The following is a 13554-nucleotide window of genomic DNA, read 5'->3' on the forward strand; positions in this document are numbered from 1 at the left end:
CCTACCCCGGCTATCCCGCCTTGCGCTCCAGTTCGCTCTGTCGGCCGGCCAGAGCCACGTGGCTCAGGGCCTGGAAGCTTTCCTGGAAGTACCCTATGAGGGCATTCGGGTCGGCCTGGATATTTTTGTCCATGGTAATGCCGAACTGCACGGTGCCGGCGTAACTGAAAATACTCATGCCAATGCCAATGGATCCGCTCTGGGGTACCCAGAACATCGGCTGGGTGACCTTTGCGCCGGCGAGATATAGCGGCTCTTTGGGGCCCGGCACGTTGGTCAGGACGGCCGAAGCCTTGTTGCTCAGCAGGCTCAGTGCCCGCCGTTCCAGAATGTCGGGGCCACGTCCGAACAAATCAAGGAGGCTGTAGGTAACCTGGGCCTGGTAGGAACGTTTCAGCCGGTTCATGTTCTCCTGGACCTGGCGGAAGCACATTACCGGATCCTGCACTTCCACGGGAAGCGGCACCAGGACCAGGCCAAACCGGTTGCCGAGGGTCTCGATGGGTTGGTCCAGCGGGCGCAGGTTGAAGGGCACGGCGACGCGCAGGCCGCACTCCGGAATGGCTTCCTTGTTTGCGGCAAAGTGTCGTTGCAGGGCGCCGGTGGCAGTGCACATCAGGATATCGTTCACCGTGCCGCCCAGTGCCTTGGCGCAGGCTTTCACTTCGGCCAGGTCCAGCGGTTCTGCCCAGGCCACCTGTTTGCGACCGCTCAGGGGCTGTCTCAGTCCGGTCTTGGGTTCAAAGGGGGCCAGCCCGAGTTTGAGCAGGTCCAGGGCTACCTCTCCCGCCGTGGAGGCCAGCTTGACCGGGTAATTCGGTTCTTCGCGAACCGATTGGATAAACAGCCGGGTCTGGTAGTTCGCCATCTGCACATTGTCCACGGCCCGGCTGAGAGCGCTCTGGAGCCACGATTGTTTCCGGGCGGGCACGGGTGAGGCAGATGCCACTTTTTTCAGCTTCGGCTCCGGCGTCCGGTCGGTGAGTGAGAGCATCACTCGAACCAGGGATATGCCGTCAGCGATGCAGTGGTGAATGCGGATCAGTAAGGCGCTGCCGCCCTGGTAATTGTCGATGTAGTGCATTTGCCAGAGGGGGCGGCGGAAATCGAGGGCGGTACTGTTCAGGTCGCCGACCAGTTGCTGGAGTTGGGCCTTATCGGCATTACCGGGGAGGGCTACCTGGTGCAGGTGATTGTCCAGATCGAACAAGGGGTCTTCCTGCCAGTAGGCGCGGTCACCTTTATCCACCACCCGTTGGCGAAACCGCCGGAAACGAAGGAAACGCTCTTCCAGAATGCGCCGCAGATGACTGACCGAAATCTGTCGATCCAGCGCCAGCACACCGCAGATCATCATCGGATTTTCTGGTGTGTCCATGCGCAACCATGCGCGATCTACTGCAGACATCGGAGTACGAGTTGGTGACATATGCATTCCCTTTGCAAGCAATCAGGACACCCGAGTATAGGCTTGATGAAATTTTGCGCAAAGAGGATAAGTATGCGACACATTTGGCTGTGTCGCACTTGACGAAAGTCAGGTTTCAGTAGGGTAGAGAGAAAGAATCTCAGGCGTTGGCTTCGCGCATGATGCGCTGCTTCTGGCGGTTCCAGTCGCGTTCTTTTTCGGTCGCCCGCTTGTCGTATTCCTTCTTGCCTTTCACCAGGGCGATCTCACACTTTACCTTGTTCTTCTTCCAGTACAGGGCAAGGGGGATGCAGGTGTGGCCTGCCTGGTGCACTTTCCCCATGATCTTGGCTATTTCCTTGGCGTGAAGCAGCAGTTTCCGGGTGCGGGTGGGGTCTGCAATCACGTGCGTGGAGGCCGTGTTCAGAGGTGTGATGTGGGAACCAAGCAGCCAGGCCTCACCGTCTTTCAGCAACACATAGGCATCCACCAGCTGGGCCTTGCCGGCACGCAGGGACTTTACCTCCCACCCTAACAGGGCAAGGCCCGCCTCGAAGCGTTCCTCGATGTGATACTCGTGTTTCGCCTTCTTGTTGAGGGCGATGGTACTGCTCGGAGTTCCGGGCTTTTTCTTGCTCATGAATCAGGTAATCCGGGTTCGGACGAATGAACGAGTCTGCCGGAGCTTCACCGGCAAAACGCGCATTGTAGCTCAGGAGTGCCAGACCGGTCACGAAATCGCCGTTATCCGGGCCGTGCGCTCGTGCGTCTGCGAGTCCATCGGCTACAATATGTGGCCAGAACCTATCAGGGACGCGAATGCCTACGCCGTATCAGACACCTATCGGGTCCTTCACCCGCCCAACCACGTTTTTCTGGGCTGCCGTCGGCGCGACGGTCGGCCTCGCGAATCTGTGGCAGTTCCCCTCCCTCGCCAGCCTGCACGGCGGAGGGCTGTTTATCCTGCTCTACCTTGCGTGTCTGTTGTTGGTGACGCTGCCGTTAATGGTGACCGAAGCGACTCTGGGGCGATATTCGCGTCATGGCATCGTATTGGCGATGGACGGCTTCATCCGGAGCGCCAAGGTCTCCCGTTGGTGGATGCTGGCGGGACGTCTGGGAATTCTGGCGGCGTTTCTGGTGCTCTCCTTTACGGTGGTGTTCGGTGCCATTGCCCTGGCCTACGTGTTCTTCGGTGCCATGGGGAAGTTTTCGGGGGTAGACCAGCGCGGGGCTACCGAAATTCTCTCCGGGTTGGTGTCGGACCCACGGGAGTATCGCCTGTTCATGGGGTGGCATGCCCTGTTTCTGATACTGGTGATCTGGGTGTCCATCCAGGGCGTGGTCAAAGGTCTTGAGCGCACGCTGAGAGTGGTGGTGCCGGGGACCTTGTTATTGATGCTGGGGCTTTTCGCGCTGGCAGCGTGGCACGGTCGGATTGACGGTGCGGTCAGTCACCTCCTTGAAATGCACCCTGAGGACGTGACTCTGGGGAGCGTCAAAGCAGCCCTGTTTCATGCTTTCTTTACTCTTGGTCTTGGCATGGGGGTGTGGGCTATTTTCGGGGCGTATACGGCACCCGGCACGCGATTGAAACGCTCCATTCTTGCCGTGGTGCTGATGGACACATTGGTGGCCATGGTCGCGGGTCTGATGATTTTCGCGGTGGCCACCGATGGCAGCAGTTTTGACGGCGAACGCGGCTTCGGCCTGTTGTTCGTATCCCTGCCTGTTACCCTCGGGCAGTTGCCGGCCAGCCAGTTTGTGGTTGCGGCGGTGTTCCTGATGGTGGTGATGATCGTCTGGACCACCTCGCTGGCCCTGATGGAGCCGGTCGTCGGTTGGTTTCGGGAATGGATGGGTGCGCCCCGTGGCTGGTCCGCATTGATTGTTGGGTTGGGAGTCTGGCTCGCGGGTCTGGCTTCTCTGCTCTCTTTTAACCTCTGGGCCGACGACCGCTTTGCGGGAGCGACGGTGTTCCGCTGGCTGGAGCTCATCACTGGCGGGCTGCTGATTCCGGCCGCCGCCATTCTGATTTCCGTCTTCACTGGCTGGCGGCTCACCCGGAGCCTGTCACACCGTATCCTGGGGCAGGCACCGGCTTTCTTCGCCGGGATCTGGTTCTGGGTGATGCGATTGGTGTTGCCGGTGGTGGTTGCCTACATCGGTGTCCAGTACACCGCGTTTTCCCTGACCAACCTATGCGATTCCGGTAGTGATGGTATCTGGTGCGGCCAGCCGGCAACCGTCATGTCCGAAATGGACGATGACGCTGTGGCGGTGGAAGGTCCAGCCACCCAAACGCCATCGAAGCAGGGCGATGGTCAATCCGAGGCGCCAGCGGAAACCCCGCCGGTAAGCAAAGAGCCGGCCGGGGAGTCGGCACCGGGTGAAAATGCCCCCAAAGACGGTGATATCCTTTATCATAGCGTCTGATCAAGCGTGTCTTTGCACGCACCTCTTTGTTTTGTACAGCGCGTTCATTAGCAGGTCGACCGGTTCCGATGCCCCATCAGATTGATAAAACAGCCCTTGTCATGCACTCCGCGGAGCGGATGTTTCACTTGGTGAATGATGTCGCCCGCTACCCGGAATTTCTGCCGTGGTGCGCCAACACCGAGATCCATGAGCAGAATGACGGGGAGCTCACCGCTTCCATGGAAATTGCCAAGGGTGGAGTAAGGCACACCCTGACGACCCGCAACCAACTGCAGATGCCGGAGGCCATCGAGATGAGTCTGGTGGATGGCCCGTTCCGGAACCTCCGGGGCCGCTGGCACTTCAAGTCCCTGGATCACAATGCGTGCAAGGTGATTCTGACGCTGGAGTTCGAATTTGCCGGCTCGCTCTCGCGCATGGCGTTCGGCACCGTGTTCAGTCAGGCCGCCAACACCATGGTGGATGCGTTTTGTAAGCGCGCGGATGAACTCTATTCGGGAGGTCTGTGATGCCACATGTGGAGGTTGCTTACGCCCGACCGGACAAGCAGGAAATCGTGCCGGTGACAGTGCCAGAGGGCACCACCGCGCTGGAGGCGGTCAAGCTCTCGGGTATCGTTGGAATCTTCCCGGAGGTTGATCCGGACGCCATCGACATGGGTATCTTCGGTAAGGTGATCAAGGATCCCGCTGCCCATGAGCTGCGCGAAGGCGATCGGGTGGAGCTCTATCGGCCACTCAAGATTGACCCGAAACAGGCGCGCCTGAACCGGGCCAAGAAGAAGGGGTAGATCGCGGTCAGTAGGCCGGCGTTTCTTCCAGCAGCTGGGCTTCGTAATGGGAGAAACGGTCGTTGTCGTAGTAGACGATGATGCGTTGTTCCCGGATGTCCCCGCCACCGCGCTGGAAGGTGTAGATATAGTATTCCCGGGAGGCGTCAACCGGGTTCAGCATCATGGGTGTCCCCATCACTGCGTGCACCTGGCTACGGGGCATTCCCTCGGTGAGTGCGGTCAGCTCTTGATCGGTCACGATGTTGCCTTGCTGGACGTTGATCTTGTACACGCCCGGGAAGCCACATCCGGTCAGAATGAGAGTGAGAATCAGAGCTGTGAGCTTTTGCATCGCCGGGGGAAATCCTCTATCTTGAAATCGCCTGCCTGAGGCAGGTGTGGCACGGGGTAACCGTTTAATGGCGGCTTCATCATACCGGAAGCCGTGAAGCACACCAAAGAGCGAATAGTAACATGTCATCTGAAAACGCCGAATTACGAAAAGTCGGTCTTAAAGTTACTCTGCCGAGAGTCAAGATCTTCAATATTCTTGAGAATGCCGACGAGCACCATTTGAGTGCCGAAGACGTTTACAAGAAGTTGTTGGAGCAGGGGGATGACGTGGGGCTGGCGACTGTGTACCGGGTGCTGACCCAGTTCGAAGCGGCTGGGCTGGTCCTGCGCCACAACTTCGAGGGTGGCCATGCGGTCTTTGAGATGGCTGGCGATGATCATCACGATCACATGGTCTGCACGCAGACCGGCGAGGTCATCGAGTTCGTTGACGAAGTCATCGAAGAACGGCAGAAAAAGATTGCTGAGGAGCGCGGCTACGAGATCGTCGATCACAGCCTGATCCTCTATGTGAAGCCGGTGAAATCGTAAGGCAAAAAAAGGGCGGGTGAATCACCCGCCCAACAGCTCTCAGGATCGAGAGGGGTAGAGGTTCAGGGGCAGCCTCAGTGATGGGTGGCCTGTCCCTTGGAAAACATTTCCTGAGCGTGTGCAATGGTGTGCTCAGTCATGTCAACGCCGCCCAACATGCGTGCCACTTCGCTGATCCGTCCCTGATCGTCCAATGTTTCAATCTTCGAGAACGTTGCATCGCTTTCGGTGAACTTGCTGACAAACAGGTGCTGGTGGCATTGCGCCGCCACTTGCGGGAGATGAGTCACGCACAGCACCTGACCGTTCCCGCCCAGGGTTCGTAGCAGGCGTCCGACCACTTCTGCGGTACCGCCGCCAATACCCACATCCACTTCGTCAAAGACCAGGGTCGGTGTGGTTGACGTCTGGGCAACCACGACCTGGATGGCGAGGCTGATCCGGGAAAGTTCACCGCCAGAAGCGACCTTGGCCAGGGGGCGAGCCGGCTGGCCCGGGTTGGCGCTAACCAGGAACTCAATGTCCTGCTCGCCGTGGGGGGCGGGTTCATCCTTGGCGTTGCGGCTCAGGTGTGTCACGAATTGCATCGCAGGCATGCTCAGCTGGGCCAGTTCTTCGGCAATGCGCTGGTCGAGCTCCACGGCCGCCTGTTCCCGGGCTTCCGTCAGCTGGCTGGCGAGTTGGTCGAATGCCGCTCGCTGTTTTTCCAGTTCCGCTTCCAGTTGTTCCAGACTGCCGGCACCGCCATCGAGTTCGGCCAGTTCCGCGGACAGTCGCTGATGTAGTTCCGGCAGTTCCTCTGGTGTAATCCGGTGCTTGCGAGCCATCTGATAAATGGCGCTGAGTCGTTCTTCCACTTCCGCCAGTCGTTCCGGGTCCGCTTCGTAGTCATCCACAAAACGTCGCAGGTTGTCGCCGGCCTCACTGATCTGAATCTGGGCTTCGTTCAGCATCTGGATGGTGTCTGCGAGCGCGGGAACCTCTACGGGAAGTTGCTCCAGTTGCTGAAGCGCCTGGCGGACCATGTCTGCGGCACTGGTTTCCTCTTCGGTACAGAGCAGTGCGGCCTGATGGCTGCTGTGCAGTACCGAATCGGCCTGACTCAGTTGCGCCTGTTCCTGTTCCAGCTGTTCCTGCTCGCCATCTTCCAGATTCAGCCGATCCAGCTCTTCCACCTGGTAGCGCATCAGTTGCAGCTTGGCTTCGGTTTCGTCGGCATTCTGCTGGCGCTCGGTCAGGCGCTGGCGGGTCTGGTGCCAGGTCTTCCAGGCGGCATGGGTGTCGGCGGCCAGGTTTTCGACGCCGGCAAACTCGTCCAGCAGTTTGCGGTGGGTTTCCTTGCGCAGCAGTGACTGGTGCTGATGCTGGCTGTGAATGTCCATCAGCAGGCCACCCAGGTCTTTCAGGTGGGCCAGCGGACAGGGTTGGCCGTTGATGTAGGCTCGGGAGCGGCCATCCTTGCTGATCACGCGGCGCAGGATGCAGTCGCTGTCGTCATCCAGTTCGTGATTTTCCAGCCACTGGCCGGCCTCGGGAATGTCGGATACATCGAAGGTGGCGGTAATGTCTGCGCGCTTGGCGCCATGGCGAACGGCACCGGCGTCGGCTCGGCCGCCCATGGCCAGACCAAGGGCATCCAGGACAATGGATTTGCCGGCACCGGTTTCACCGGTGAGAGCCGTCATGCCTTTGTTGAACTGGAGTTCCACCCGTTCGGCAATGGCGTAGTTGGAAACCGTAAGCTGTGTGAGCATGCAGAAAACCTCCGCGTCCTTCGAAATGCAGCGCTGACCGTCCCGGTACGGGATCTGGCCGAATACTGTGATTTCATACAGTGACTGTGAATATATACAGGCTTTTTGTGGTTTGCAAATTCCCGGGCGTGAATTTGTGCCGGATTAATGGCTGGGGTGGTTGAAACCTGCAAGCTGGGCCCCATATCCGTTCGCAACTACAGTTTTCCGGCTCGCCGCGGTCGGAAGTCACGTTGAATCGGCCGTACAGACATCGGCCGCCGGATAGTTAGCAGGAGTGGTCATGAGCACTGACGAAAACCGCAACGAACAGGTAGAAGACGAGTTGAAAGAAGCAACCGAAGCGGCCGCCGAGGAAGCCCAGGCGGACGATGAGGTGGTTGAGAGCGAAGACTCCGAGGTTGAGGCGCTGCGGGCTCAGGTCAAGGAAGCCCAGGAGCAGATGTTGCGCTCCCAGGCCGAAATGCAGAATGTCCGTCGGCGCGCCGAGATTGACGTCGAAAAAGCGCACAAGTTCGCCCTTGAGAAGTTCGTCAAGGAATTGCTGCCCGTTGCGGACAGCCTGGAGAAGGCTGTCGAAAGTACTGAAGCCAACGAGAACACCGGTGAGCTGGTCGCTTCCATTCGCGAGGGTGTGGAAATGACTCTCAGTCTGTTCATGAACAGCCTCGAGAAGTTCAACGTTGAGCAGCTCAACCCGGTGGGTGAGCCGTTCGATCCGCAGCAGCACGAAGCCATGTCCATGGTGCCGGCGCCCGATGCCGAGCCGAACAGTGTTGTGGCTGTGGTGCAAAAGGGCTACCTGCTGAATGGTCGTGTTGTGCGTCCGGCCATGGTGGTTGTCGCCAAGGCAGAGGAATCGCCAAAAATTGATGAGCAGGCTTGAAAAGTCGATTAAAGCGCCAATATAGCCAGTAAATGGCGAGAGCCGGGGCAATTTTCTCCGGGAAAGCATTCAGAAGAATTGGAGTGACTCAATGAGCAAGATTATCGGTATCGACCTGGGAACCACAAACTCCTGTGTTGCCATCATGGATGGTGACAAGGTTAAGGTTATTGAAAACGCCGAGGGTGATCGTACTACGCCGTCGATCATCGCGTACACCGACGACGGTGAAACCTTGGTAGGTCAGTCTGCAAAGCGTCAGGCCGTGACCAACCCGAACAACACCCTGTACGCCATCAAGCGTCTGATCGGTCGCCGCTTCGAGGACGACGTGGTCCAGAAAGACATCAAGATGGTGCCCTACAAAATCACCAAGGCGGACAATGGTGATGCCTGGGTTGAGGTGAAGGGCGAGAAGATGGCTCCGCCGCAGGTGTCTGCAGAAGTTCTGAAGAAGATGAAGAAGACTGCAGAAGACTACCTGGGCGAGAAGGTAACCGAGGCGGTTATTACCGTACCGGCCTACTTCAACGACAGCCAGCGTCAGGCCACCAAGGACGCAGGCAAGATCGCCGGTCTGGAAGTGAAGCGCATCATCAACGAGCCAACTGCGGCGGCCCTGGCCTACGGACTGGACAAGAAGAGCGGTGATCGCACCGTGGCGGTTTATGACCTCGGTGGTGGTACCTTTGACCTGTCCATCATTGAAATTGCCGATGTTGATGGCGAGCACCAGTTCGAAGTACTGGCCACCAACGGTGACACCTTCCTGGGTGGTGAAGACTTCGACCTGAAGATCATCGAGTTCCTGGCCGACCAGTTCAAGAAAGACAGCGGCATTGACCTGCGCGGTGACTCTCTGGCGATGCAGCGTCTGAAGGAAGCGGGCGAGAAGGCGAAGATTGAGCTTTCCAGCAGCCAGCAGACCGATGTGAATCTGCCGTACATCACGGCCGATGCCAGCGGTCCGAAGCACATGAACGTCAAGCTGACCCGTGCCAAGCTTGAGTCGCTGGTCGAAGACCTGGTCCAGCGCAGCCTGGAGCCGTGTAAGGTTGCCTTGCAGGATGCGGGCATGAAGGCAGGTGAAATCGACGAAGTTATCCTGGTCGGTGGGCAGACCCGTATGCCGCTGGTGCAGGAAAAAGTTAAAGATTTCTTCGGCAAAGAAGCCCGTAAGGACGTGAACCCCGATGAGGCGGTCGCTATGGGTGCCGCGATTCAGGCAGCCGTTCTGTCTGGCGACGTGAAAGACGTGTTGCTGTTGGACGTAACACCGCTGACCTTGGGTATCGAAACCATGGGTGGCGTGGCGACTCCGCTGATCGACAAGAACACCACGATTCCGACCAAGAAGTCGCAGACGTTCTCCACAGCGGATGACAACCAGACCGCGGTCACCATCCACGTGGTTCAGGGTGAGCGTAAGCAGGCCGCTCAGAACAAGTCGCTTGGCCGTTTCGACCTGGCTGATATCCCGCCGGCGGCGCGAGGGGTTCCGCAGATCGAAGTGACCTTTGACATCGACGCGAACGGTATCCTGAACGTGTCTGCAAAAGACAAGGCGACCGGCAAAGAGCAGTCCATCGTGATCAAGGCCTCTTCCGGCCTGAACGACGACGAAATCGAGAAGATGGTGCGGGACGCCGAGGCGAACGCCGAGGAAGATCGCAAGTTCGAGGAGCTGGTTCAGGTCCGCAACCAGGGTGATGCGATGGTTCACGCCGTTCGCAAAACTCTGACTGAAGCTGGCGACAAGGTCAGTGACAGTGAGAAAGAGTCTATCGAGGCTTCCATCAAGGAGCTCGAGACCGCTCTGGAAGGATCGGACAAGGACGATATTGAAGCCAAGACCCAGAAGCTGACAGAAGTCTCTTCGGAGCTGGCTCAGAAGATGTATGCAGAAGAGGGTGCGCAGGCCCAGCAGGCTGGTGGGCAGGAAGACGCCCAGGCCCAGCAGGCTGACGACGCCGTTGACGCCGAGTTTGAGGAAGTCAAAGACGACGACAAGCGGTAATTCTGACGTACATCAGGTAGTTGGAAAACGCGGGGAGTTCCCCGCGTTTTCCGCGTTTAAAAACAGGGTTTTAAAGCATGGCCAAGCGCGATTATTACGACATTCTCGGGATTTCCCGGGATGCGGACGAGAAGGAAGTCAAGCGAGCCTACCGCAAGCTTGCAATGAAGTATCACCCCGACCGTAACCCGGACGACACCGACGCCGAGAACAAGTTTAAGGAGGCCAGCGAAGCCTACGAGATTCTGGCGGACGACTCCAAGCGGGCCGCCTATGACCAGTTCGGTCACGCCGGCGTTGATGGTCAGGCCGGTGGTGGCTTCGGAGGTGGCGGCGCCAGCTTCTCCGACATCTTCGGCGATGTCTTTGGTGACATCTTTGGTGGCGGTGGCGGACGAGGCCGCAATACCCGTGGTGCGGATTTGCGCTACACCCTGGAGCTGGATCTCGAAGAGGCGGTGAAGGGCAAGAACGTTCAGATCAAGATTCCCGGTCATCGGGAGTGCGAAGTCTGTGATGGCAGCGGTGCGGAGAAAGGTTCGACACCGGAAACCTGTGGTACCTGTAAGGGTATGGGTCAGGTGCGGATGCAGCAGGGTTTCTTCACCGTGCAGCAGGCGTGTCCGACGTGCCGTGGTTCTGGTCAGATCATCAAGAATCCATGTAAGGCCTGCCATGGTCAGGGCCGGGTTCAGGAAGAGAAGACGCTGTCGGTGAAAGTGCCGCCGGGCGTGGATACCGGTGATCGTATCCGTCTCTCCGGCGAAGGTGAAATGGGCGTTGATGGCGGGCCGCCGGGCGACCTGTACGTACAAATCGCCGTGCGTGAGCATTCCCTCTTCACCCGGGACGGCCGCAATCTGTATTGCGAAGTCCCCATCAGTATTGTTGATGCCGCCCTCGGTGGTGAGCTGGAAGTGCCGACCCTCGATGGCCGGGTGAAGCTGAAAATCCCGCCCGAGACCCAGACCGGCAAGCTGTTCCGCCTGCGTAACAAGGGTGTGAGCCCGGTGCGTGGTGGTCCGGCCGGTGACCTGCTGTGCCGTGTGATTGTTGAAACGCCGGTCAACCTGACCAAGCGCCAGAAGGAACTGCTGGATGAATTCCAGCAAACTCTGGACGGCGGCAACGGTACCGAGCATGCTCCGAAGAAGACCTCCTGGTTCGAGGGTGTGAAAAGCTTCTTCGATGAAATGAAATTCTGAGCGGCCGATTAAAGGGAAGTGCGAATATGAGGGTAGCAATCATCGGCGCCGCCGGGCGCATGGGCAAGGTGTTGATTGAGGCGGTTGACGGTACCGAAGGTCTGGAGCTGGGCGCGGCCGTCGTCGAGCCGGGCAGCAGCCTGGTCGGGGCCGACGCCGGGGAAATGACCGGCATCGGCAAAACCGGTATCAAGATGGCCGGTGGTCTGGATGCGGTGAAAGATGATTTTGACGTACTCATCGATTTCACCTTTCCGGACCTCACCCTGGCGAACGCGGAATTCTGCAAGGCCAACGGCAAAATGCTGGTAATCGGAACCACGGGAATGTCCGAAGCCGAGAAAGAGCAGCTCGCCCTGGCGGCGGAGTCCACGCCGGTGGTGTTTGCGCCCAACATGAGTGTGGGGGTCAACGTGGTGCTCAATCTGTTGCGTACCGCCGCCCAGGCTCTTGGCGACGATTACGACGTTGAGATCATTGAGGCCCATCACCGCCACAAGAAAGACGCGCCCTCCGGCACTGCGCTGCGCATGGGTGAAGTGGTTGCCGACGCGCTGGGTCGCGATTTGAAAGAGTGCGCGGTCTATGGCCGCGAGGGCTTTACTGGCGAGCGAACTCGTAAGGAAATCGGTTTTGAAACCATTCGTGCCGGCGATGTCGTGGGCGATCATACGGTGTTGTTTGCCGCCGAGGGTGAGCGGATTGAAGTCACCCACAAGGCGAGCAGTCGCATGACCTTTGCCAAGGGCGCCATGCGCGCGGCCCTGTGGCTCAAGGACAAGCCGGCCGGGCTGTACGACATGCAGGACGTATTGTCGCTGAAATAGAGCTTCGCGGGTGATTATACATGGACAGAAAGCCGCTTATTTTTTACAATAAGGCGGTTTAACTGCACCAAGCGTAGCTTTGAAAACGCCCAGGGAACCAATAGGGTTCCCGGACAACAAAAAGCGGGACGGAGTTTTGACTCCCTCTCGCTTTTTTGCGACCTGAATTTGCGCTTGCGTTCCTGTTCGTGACGAACCGATACGCCACTCGATGAGGATACAAGCCTTGAGCACACCTGCAATCCTTGCACTCGCAGACGGAAGCCTGTTCTACGGCACCGCCATTGGCGCTGACGGAGAAACCAGTGGTGAGGTGGTGTTCAACACCGCCATGACCGGCTACCAGGAAATTCTCACCGATCCGTCCTACTCCCGCCAGATTGTCACCCTGACTTATCCCCACATCGGTAATACCGGTGTTAACGAAGAGGATGTCGAGTCGGATCGCATCCAGGCTGCTGGCCTGATCATCCGCGATCTGCCGCTGATAGCCAGCAACTGGCGCAGCACGGGCACGCTGGACGAGTACCTGCGAAGCAACAACATTGTTGGTATTGCCGATATCGACACCCGTCGCCTGACGCGCATTCTGCGCGACAAGGGCTCCCAGAACGGAGCCGTTGTTGCCGGCGCCGACGCCACGGCTGAGCGTGCCCTGGAGTTGGCCAAGGCGTTCCCTGGCCTGAAAGGCATGGATCTTGCGAAGGAAGTGACCTCGGAAAAGGTCTGGAGCTGGACCCAGAGCGAGTGGACCCTGAACGACGGCTACGGCGAGCGCGGCGAGGCCCGGTTCAAGGTGGTGGCCTGGGATTACGGGGTCAAGTTCAACATCCTGCGGATGCTGGCTTCCCGCGGTTGTGACATCACCGTGGTGCCGGCCCAGACTCCGGCTGCGGACGTTCTGGCCATGAATCCGGATGGTGTGTTCCTGTCCAACGGTCCTGGCGATCCCGAACCGTGTGATTACGCGATCAAGGCGATCCGGGAAGTGCTGGAAACCGAGATCCCGGTCTTCGGTATCTGTCTTGGGCATCAGCTGCTGGCCCTCGCCAGCGGTGCAAAATCCATGAAGATGGGCCACGGTCACCACGGCGCCAATCACCCGGTGCAGAACATCGCTGACGGCACGGTGATGATTACCAGCCAGAACCACGGCTTCGCAGTGGACGAGACTTCCCTGCCAGGCACGTTGGAGGCGACGCACAAGTCGCTGTTCGATGGCACCTTGCAGGGTATCCGGCGCACCGACAAGCCGGCGTTCAGCTTCCAGGGGCACCCGGAAGCCAGTCCGGGCCCCCACGACGTGGCGCCACTGTTCGACGAATTTATCCGGCTGATGAAAGCCCGGTCTGCCTGAGGGC

Annotated in this window: 13 protein-coding genes; 9 read left to right on the plus strand and 4 right to left on the minus strand. The window is 58.8% G+C overall.

Annotated features, from left to right (window positions below):
• Positions 1 to 10: 10 nt before the first annotated feature.
• Complete coding sequence (locus QQF73_RS02915; RefSeq protein ID WP_219866916.1) at positions 11 to 1429, minus strand: wax ester/triacylglycerol synthase family O-acyltransferase; 1419 nt, start codon at positions 1427 to 1429, stop codon at positions 11 to 13.
• A 139-nt stretch (positions 1430 to 1568) separates the two neighbouring features.
• On the minus strand, positions 1569 to 2048 hold the full coding sequence (gene smpB, locus QQF73_RS02920; RefSeq protein ID WP_219866915.1) for an SsrA-binding protein SmpB: 480 nt from the start codon (positions 2046 to 2048) through the stop codon (positions 1569 to 1571).
• Between the two features lie 179 nt (positions 2049 to 2227).
• On the opposite strand from smpB, the gene QQF73_RS02925 reads away from it, so the two are divergent.
• From QQF73_RS02925 to QQF73_RS02935, 3 genes are all read left to right on the plus strand, one after another.
• Positions 2228 to 3844, plus strand: coding sequence for a sodium-dependent transporter (locus tag QQF73_RS02925; RefSeq protein WP_285367179.1), 1617 nt, complete (start codon positions 2228 to 2230; stop codon positions 3842 to 3844).
• A gap of 68 nt (positions 3845 to 3912) precedes the next feature.
• On the plus strand, positions 3913 to 4356 hold the full coding sequence (locus QQF73_RS02930) for a type II toxin-antitoxin system RatA family toxin (RefSeq protein WP_285367180.1): 444 nt from the start codon (positions 3913 to 3915) through the stop codon (positions 4354 to 4356).
• The gene (locus QQF73_RS02935) at positions 4356 to 4637 is read left to right on the plus strand and encodes an RnfH family protein (protein ID WP_285367182.1); all 282 of its coding nucleotides are present in this window, start codon (positions 4356 to 4358) and stop codon (positions 4635 to 4637) included. The genes QQF73_RS02930 and QQF73_RS02935 overlap by 1 nt, the downstream gene beginning before the upstream one ends.
• A gap of 7 nt (positions 4638 to 4644) precedes the next feature.
• Here the strand turns inward: QQF73_RS02935 and QQF73_RS02940 are convergent, their stop codons facing one another.
• Positions 4645 to 4971, minus strand: a complete 327-nt coding sequence (locus QQF73_RS02940) for an outer membrane protein assembly factor BamE (protein WP_219866911.1) — start codon at positions 4969 to 4971, stop codon at positions 4645 to 4647.
• 122 nt (positions 4972 to 5093) lie between these two features.
• On the opposite strand from QQF73_RS02940, the gene fur reads away from it, so the two are divergent.
• Positions 5094 to 5504 carry a ferric iron uptake transcriptional regulator gene (gene fur / locus QQF73_RS02945; protein WP_219866910.1) on the plus strand — a complete coding sequence of 137 codons (411 nt, stop codon included), beginning with the start codon at positions 5094 to 5096 and terminating at the stop codon, positions 5502 to 5504.
• Positions 5505 to 5578: 74 nt separating this feature from the next.
• Here the strand turns inward: fur and recN are convergent, their stop codons facing one another.
• Positions 5579 to 7258: a DNA repair protein RecN gene (gene recN / locus QQF73_RS02950; RefSeq protein WP_285367183.1), complete on the minus strand. Its 1680-nt coding sequence runs from the start codon at positions 7256 to 7258 to the stop codon at positions 5579 to 5581.
• A 283-nt stretch (positions 7259 to 7541) separates the two neighbouring features.
• Here recN and grpE point away from each other — a divergent pair, with 283 nt between their 5' ends.
• The 5 genes from grpE (at position 7542) to carA (ending at position 13550) form a co-directional block, all read left to right on the plus strand.
• Complete coding sequence (gene grpE / locus QQF73_RS02955; protein ID WP_219866908.1) at positions 7542 to 8144, plus strand: nucleotide exchange factor GrpE; 603 nt, start codon at positions 7542 to 7544, stop codon at positions 8142 to 8144.
• Between the two features lie 91 nt (positions 8145 to 8235).
• Positions 8236 to 10161 (plus strand): molecular chaperone DnaK, encoded by a 1926-nt coding sequence (gene dnaK, locus QQF73_RS02960; RefSeq protein WP_219866907.1) that lies wholly within the window; start codon positions 8236 to 8238, stop codon positions 10159 to 10161.
• Between the two features lie 77 nt (positions 10162 to 10238).
• Positions 10239 to 11366, plus strand: a complete 1128-nt coding sequence (gene dnaJ, locus QQF73_RS02965; protein ID WP_219866906.1) for a molecular chaperone DnaJ — start codon at positions 10239 to 10241, stop codon at positions 11364 to 11366.
• A gap of 26 nt (positions 11367 to 11392) precedes the next feature.
• A complete protein-coding gene (gene dapB / locus QQF73_RS02970; RefSeq protein WP_219866905.1) occupies positions 11393 to 12193 on the plus strand; it encodes a 4-hydroxy-tetrahydrodipicolinate reductase in 801 nt (266 codons plus the stop codon).
• Between the two features lie 226 nt (positions 12194 to 12419).
• Complete coding sequence (gene carA, locus QQF73_RS02975) at positions 12420 to 13550, plus strand: glutamine-hydrolyzing carbamoyl-phosphate synthase small subunit (protein WP_285367184.1); 1131 nt, start codon at positions 12420 to 12422, stop codon at positions 13548 to 13550.
• Positions 13551 to 13554: the final 4 nt, after the last annotated feature.

The organism is Marinobacter albus (genome assembly GCF_030238305.1).
Classification (GTDB): Bacteria; Pseudomonadota; Gammaproteobacteria; order Pseudomonadales; family Oleiphilaceae; genus Marinobacter; species Marinobacter albus.

Bases quoted from the DNA above. Each gene is read 5' to 3' on its own strand.
- QQF73_RS02915 (WP_219866916.1), bottom strand. From the start codon at position 1,429: ATGTCACCAACTCGTACTCCGATGTCTGCAGTAGATCGCGCATGGTTG.
- smpB (WP_219866915.1), bottom strand. From the start codon at position 2,048: ATGAGCAAGAAAAAGCCCGGAACTCCGAGCAGTACCATCGCCCTCAAC.
- QQF73_RS02925 (WP_285367179.1), top strand. From the start codon at position 2,228: ATGCCTACGCCGTATCAGACACCTATCGGGTCCTTCACCCGCCCAACC.
- QQF73_RS02930 (WP_285367180.1), top strand. From the start codon at position 3,913: ATGCCCCATCAGATTGATAAAACAGCCCTTGTCATGCACTCCGCGGAG.
- QQF73_RS02935 (WP_285367182.1), top strand. From the start codon at position 4,356: ATGCCACATGTGGAGGTTGCTTACGCCCGACCGGACAAGCAGGAAATC.
- QQF73_RS02940 (WP_219866911.1), bottom strand. From the start codon at position 4,971: ATGCAAAAGCTCACAGCTCTGATTCTCACTCTCATTCTGACCGGATGT.
- fur (WP_219866910.1), top strand. From the start codon at position 5,094: ATGTCATCTGAAAACGCCGAATTACGAAAAGTCGGTCTTAAAGTTACT.
- recN (WP_285367183.1), bottom strand. From the start codon at position 7,258: ATGCTCACACAGCTTACGGTTTCCAACTACGCCATTGCCGAACGGGTG.
- grpE (WP_219866908.1), top strand. From the start codon at position 7,542: ATGAGCACTGACGAAAACCGCAACGAACAGGTAGAAGACGAGTTGAAA.
- dnaK (WP_219866907.1), top strand. From the start codon at position 8,236: ATGAGCAAGATTATCGGTATCGACCTGGGAACCACAAACTCCTGTGTT.
- dnaJ (WP_219866906.1), top strand. From the start codon at position 10,239: ATGGCCAAGCGCGATTATTACGACATTCTCGGGATTTCCCGGGATGCG.
- dapB (WP_219866905.1), top strand. From the start codon at position 11,393: ATGAGGGTAGCAATCATCGGCGCCGCCGGGCGCATGGGCAAGGTGTTG.